Source organism: Schlesneria sp. (assembly GCF_036405755.1).
Classification (GTDB): domain Bacteria; phylum Planctomycetota; class Planctomycetia; order Planctomycetales; family Planctomycetaceae; genus Schlesneria; species Schlesneria sphaerica.
Map to the genome: position 1 here is coordinate 1 of NZ_DASWWZ010000216.1, position 4,908 is coordinate 4,908.

5 protein-coding genes are annotated in these 4,908 nt (G+C 58.5%); all 5 read left to right on the forward strand.

Annotated features, from left to right (window positions below):
- Nucleotides 1-496: 496 nt before the first annotated feature.
- Complete coding sequence (locus tag VGE80_RS07410; protein WP_440592192.1) at nucleotides 497-2,029, forward strand: hypothetical protein; 1,533 nt, start codon at nucleotides 497-499, stop codon at nucleotides 2,027-2,029.
- A gap of 355 nt (nucleotides 2,030-2,384) precedes the next feature.
- Entirely contained in the window at nucleotides 2,385-3,122 is a 738-nt protein-coding gene (locus tag VGE80_RS07415) for a lipoate--protein ligase family protein (RefSeq protein ID WP_440592193.1), read from the forward strand.
- 229 nt (nucleotides 3,123-3,351) lie between these two features.
- Nucleotides 3,352-4,263: an FHA domain-containing protein gene (locus VGE80_RS07420; protein WP_440592194.1), complete on the forward strand. Its 912-nt coding sequence runs from the start codon at nucleotides 3,352-3,354 to the stop codon at nucleotides 4,261-4,263.
- A gap of 122 nt (nucleotides 4,264-4,385) precedes the next feature.
- Nucleotides 4,386-4,595, forward strand: a complete 210-nt coding sequence (locus VGE80_RS07425) for a hypothetical protein (RefSeq protein WP_373649399.1) — start codon at nucleotides 4,386-4,388, stop codon at nucleotides 4,593-4,595.
- Between the two features lie 23 nt (nucleotides 4,596-4,618).
- Nucleotides 4,619-4,908: rhodanese-like domain-containing protein (locus VGE80_RS07430; protein WP_440592195.1), on the forward strand; the 290-nt coding region annotated here is incomplete at its 3' end.

Sequence of the window (4,908 nt, forward strand, 5' to 3'; positions counted from 1 at the left end):
CATCACGGATGCTCACTCACCCGGTTCAAACACGAGAGCACCTGCCCGTTGAGGAGGTGACACCTGATCCCTCCCCCCCGTGCCGCCCGCCGTAATGAATCGAGCTCATGGAAACCTCTTGTGCGACGCACACCGGTAGCCCGGGAAGACCCGGTCAACCGGTGCTACCCTTAACGGATACCGAACCCGTTGCCCGTTCTCGCCACTTCGTTGGAAAATATTCTGATCAGGGTGACCAGGGGGTTTGGGGTGTGCGGGTGATGCGCGTGATTTGAACTTATTTCTGCAGCTCGGCGGGGTCGATGGAGAACGAACGCCTGTCGAGTTGCCTGGAGGCGAATCGAGAGACGGCTGGAACTTCGTCCGGTCGTGATGTTCATCGCGCGATCAGTCATGCCATGGATACGGAACTGTCTTGAATCAGTGTTGAGATAAGTGACGCGGAGACGCGCTTTACCCCAAAGTTCGCTTGATCACCGCGAGAAGAATTAGAACCATGCCCATTCAGTTTGCCGGGTCGAGCTCGACTGGCGACCGTCGACGGCGCAGGCTGGCTGTCAACGGCGATGGTATTTCTCTGGAGACAACCTCCCTCGGAGAAGAGCGAGGACGGATTCAGTCGCAGCTCGTCGCTTCCTCTGCCGCCGCACCGTGGGTTCCCGTCTCTGAACTGCGGATCTGGATTTATGCGGGGATTGTGGGGGTGCTGCTTGTGGGGCTGACGGTCGCGCTGACGCGGCCGCTTCCCTTCCGTCCGGTGCTGAATCCCTTTGTGGAACTGCTGCTGTCGGGCGAGCGTCCGAAGCTGGTGGTTGTCGTGACCACTCTGTTTCTGGCTCTGGCAACCCAGTTGGGGCTGTTGATTACCTGGTACCGGTCTCAGTGTAAGCTCGATTTCAGTGGTCGTTATCGTGTCTGGCCCTGGGCGGCCGGGCTGTTGGGTGTGGCGACACTGACGGTCGCGACCGGTCTGCAGCGGGTGGTCGGTCAGGTGTTCGGACCGATGCTGGGGTTTGCCTGGCAGAGCGAAACGGTCGCCTGGTTGCTGCCATTGTGTGTGGTCATGCTCCCCATGACGCTGCTGCTGGATCGGGAGTTACGACGAAGTCGTTCGAGTCTGTATACGCTCCGGCTGTCAGGGGCCTTGTGGTACGTGACCGCGTGGCTGGAACTGTTCCGGGGCGAGCTGGCAAACATCAGTGGTTTCGGTGCCGTTCGGCAGGTTCTGCCGATGTTCGCCAGCGGGACGTTGTTTCTGGGGCTGTGGCTGCATGCTCGGATCGTCGCGTATGTCTGTCCTGATCCTCCTGAACTGGCGGAGCCGAGTGCCGGGTCGGTGCTCTGGAAAGCGGCCGTCTGGTGTGCGAGTCGCCTGAAGTTCTGGAAGCGGCGGTCTGCTGTCGCCGCCGTTGATGAAGAGGAAGTTGAAAAGCCGAAGCGACGGCGGAAGAAGGTCGAGACAGAAGAGGCCGCGACACCGAAACGGAAGAGGAAAGCACCCGCCAAACGAGCCGCATCGAAAACGCGTGCGAAGGTGAAGCAGCCGGAATACGAAGAAGAGGTTGAAGAGCAGGAAGAACAGGTCGACGGCTCGGCCTATGAATCGTACGAAGAGACGGAAGGAGACGGTTCCGCGTACGAAGAGTCTGCGGCCGAGGAAACGTGGTCGGAGCCTGAAGCCGAACAGTCGGAAGAGTGGGTCGAAGAGGAGGCGGAGGCTGTTGCCGAGGTGGACAGTAGTGCGTTTGTGGAGTCTCACAAGTCGCACGGAAATAAAGTTCCCGCACCGCACTTCTCACAACCGGTTTCGCAGCAGGAGGAAGTCTACTCCGAGTCGGCAGACAACAGTTCCTATCCGTCGACGGAGTCGTATGAATCGAGTGACGGTGTTAGTCATGCTGGTGGCGGTGAAGAGGATGACGAGGATTCGGGTGGGGGACTCACCGCTGATCAGCTGAAGGGGCTTAGTAAGAAGCAGAAGCGCGAGTTGAAGCGGCAGCAGCGTGAGAAGCAGCGCGGCCGTGGTTAACGTGGCCGGATGACGTTCGTGAAGTCCCTCTGCAGGGGGACCGGCGACTAACACCTTTGTAATATTTGCAATTTCCTGTTCTGCCGTGGACATTGGTAAAATAGAAGGCGGCTTGAGACGACTTCAGGGTCGTTGTCGAGACAGCAGGGGGCTGGTCGGCGGACGACGTTCGATCGAGAGAACAGGTGAGGAGCGGTTTCATGGGTTCCTCACCGGATCGGCATCGTCAGTCTGATCGTTTTGTATAGAATTCCTCCCGGGATGGAGCGTCTGGTGAAGGGACGTTCTGAAGCGGGTTGAGAGTCAAAACCGGGCTGCGAAGTGGTCCGGTCCCTCTGTTGAAGGTTTTCCATTGATGCAGCGGCTGTCTCATTTACGTGTCCTTCTTGAGACCCAGCCCCAGTCGGGTGTCTGGAATATGGCCGTGGATGAGGCGCTGTTGCTGTCGGCGATTTCGTCGGAGGTCGCGACGCTGCGGTGGTACCAGTGGAAAGAGCCGACGGTCTCGCTGGGCTACTTTCAGAAGTCGGCTGACTTTGAAGTCGATTCGGTCCTTTCAAAGCTCCCTGTCGTGCGGCGATTGTCGGGGGGAGGGGCGATTCTCCACGATTGCGAATGGACCTACAGTCTGACAGTTCCTCCCTCGCAAAAGTTGTTCAGCGTGCCTGAAGAGCTGTATGACATCGTGCACGGGTCGCTGGTGGCAAGTTTGAATCGCCTGGGGTTCCCGATTGCCGCTCGCGGGGTTTCGTCGAAGCTGAGCGAAGAGCCGTTATTGTGCTTCCAGCGCCGGGATTCGCATGATCTGGTCGTGCATGGCCAGAAGGTGGTCGGAAGTGCTCAGCGGCGTCGGCGGGGAGCCATTTTGCAACACGGAAGTTTAATTTTGCACGCCTCTGCGGCGGCACCGGCCGTAGCGGGGCTGGCGGACCTTTGCGAGGCTCAAGTCCCCCCGGATCTGGCTCGTGTTCTGGCGGTTCCATTAGCGGAAGCGGTGGCAGAAAACTGGACGTTTGGTGAGCTGACGGAACAGGAAAAACAGGTGGCTGTAGAATTGTGTTCGACGGATGAATCGCGTGTAAATCGGAGGTAGTCAATGCGGTGTGGTGCGGCGAATACTCGTTGACAGTCTTTCGATAAGGCGTTAGCGTGATAGTGGTTCCCAGTAACCACGAACGGGCCATTGCGTTCCCTTCAAATCCCCGGCGTGGTCGTCATGCCAAAGTCATTTCAAAACGACGTGTCCGTTAGCGGATGTACAATCGCGAGAGTGGATGCCCATCTCGATTGATGGACCTCTGAGTTTAGGGAGTGTCTGATTCATGTTGCAGGCCGAACTGAAAATCCTTGGTGGCAAGCACCAGGGCAAACTAATACCGCTGACGACGAAAAAGTTTCTCGTTGGCCGTGAGCAGGATTGCCATCTGCGGCCCAATAGCGACCTGGTCAGCCGCCACCACTGTGTCTTTTCGATCGACGAGTACGCCATTCGTCTGCGCGACCTGGGAAGTACGAATGGGACCCTGGTGAACGGCACGAGCCTGCGTGGTGAAGTCAATCTGAAGTCCGGCGACCGGGTCTCGATCGGGAAGCTCGATCTGGAAGTGATCATCCGGCAGGCGACCGCCAAGTCGTCGCCGAAACCGGTTGCCGCTCCTGAACCCGTCGCCGAGTCATCGTCGGGCCTCTCGACCACCGAGCTGCCTGCTTCGTCGGTCGAGACCGAAACCAGCTACGAGCTGCCCGCCTATGGCGACCCTGCGGCAGCCGGCATGCCAACGCAGGATACTGCGATCATCGGTGCCCCGGTGCCGCTCCAGTATCCACCACAGGGGATGCCAGGATATCCGCAGGGGTATCCCGGATATCCACCGATGGTTCCTCCCGGCTATCAGATGCCGCCGGGCTACATGCCAGGGGCCTATCCGCAGTATCCACCCGGTTACGGTCAACCACCCGGTTATCCTCCGCAGATGGGTTACCCGATGGGTTATCCCCAGATGATGCCCATGCAGGGATATCCCGGTGGTGCCGTCGCGGCTCCCGTGGAAGAGACTGAGCCAGAGGCTGCAGCTCCTTCGGGTGAATTGGCGGTGCGATTGCCGAACCCGGAAGATACGGGAGTTAAAACGGTCGCCCCGGCAGCGGCTCCTGCGGGGGGCGCGAAGCAGGAAGAAAAGCCTTCCAATACGGCGGCAGACATCATCAAGCAGTACATGAATCGCCGCAGTTGATAGTCCTTCTGTCTTGATACATGCGACAGACGGGTCCGGGAGCCGTTTCCGCATGTGATGTGACATTTGTCATTCAGTCAATTCGGATCGAGTTCAGGTCAGAATCGTTCAGGAGTAAGAGTATGTCGAGTGGCGACCCCTCAGCAGCCGATCAACAGCGTCGCTATCGTGAGTTTCTGGATCTGATGCCCCTGACGATTTCCATCGCCGGGCTGCCCGCCAGTGAACCCGGCAAGTACTACACCGAAGAACAGATGGAAACCCGGATTTTCGCATTACGTCATGCCTACAAGATGGCACGTCAGTTTGCTCGCGAGCAGATTGCCCGCTGAAGATGGCCGTTTAAGGATGAACAATGAGCGCCCCTTTGGAAGTCGACTGTCAGCACGTCAAAGCCCGTCTCGACGCGCAGCAGCCATTCCTGTTTCTCGACTGCCGTGAACGTGACGAATACGAGACGGCTCATATTGAATCGACGACCCTCATACCGATGAGCGAACTTGCGCAGCGGGTGGGGGAGCTGGAAAGCCATCGCGATGCCCCCATCATCGTGCACTGTCATCATGGGGGCCGCAGTATGCGCGTGACCAACTGGTTGCGTCAGCAGGGATTCTCACAGGTCTCGAATATGGCCGGTGGAATCGA